The sequence below is a fragment of the Dellaglioa sp. CoH-56-MRSF-10 genome, from assembly GCF_056782175.1.
In genome coordinates this window covers 1-475 of the sequence record NZ_JBXAYF010000036.1, presented here as the reverse complement: position 1 = coordinate 475, position 475 = coordinate 1, and the positions used below count along the sequence as shown (strand labels likewise).

General features: G+C 61.3%; 1 protein-coding gene. It reads right to left on the bottom strand.

Annotated elements, in window-relative coordinates; genetic code table 11:
* Positions 1-245, bottom strand: a 245-nt coding sequence (locus tag AC1RP4_RS07705; RefSeq protein WP_481763227.1) for a helix-turn-helix domain-containing protein, incomplete at its 3' end; no start/stop codon positions are given.
* Positions 246-475 lie beyond the last annotated feature (230 nt).

Genomic DNA, 475 nt, shown 5'->3' with positions numbered 1-475 from the left:
GCGTTGGGCGTGCCGATCGGAGCAAGCAGCAGACTCACCGGGACGTTGAGTCCGCGCGCGATGTTGAGCAACTGGCTCACGCTGAGATCGGCTTTCCGGCCAGACTCGATGTTCTCCAGGATCGACGGTGTGAGGTTGCCGCCGGGGATGGCTTCGGCCAGGTCCTCGGTCGTGCGGAATCCCCGTTCTCGGCGCGCCAATCTGATCCGTGCGCCGATGTTCTTCTCCGATCGAAAGTCCGCCATTTCTACAGCCTACAGCCTCTCCTGTTGTCAAGCGACGAGAAAGTTGCTACCGTATTGTCAACAGCTAGAAGGCTCCTAGGTTGTCGAAACGAAGGAGACGGGAATGATAGGAGAATTCATCCAGCCAGCGGAAGCAGCTGAGCTGACCGGCATTTCGATCGCGGCGCTCGCGCAACTGCGTCACCGCGGTCAGGGGCCACGGTTCTACAAGCCGACGGCCCGCGCCGTCC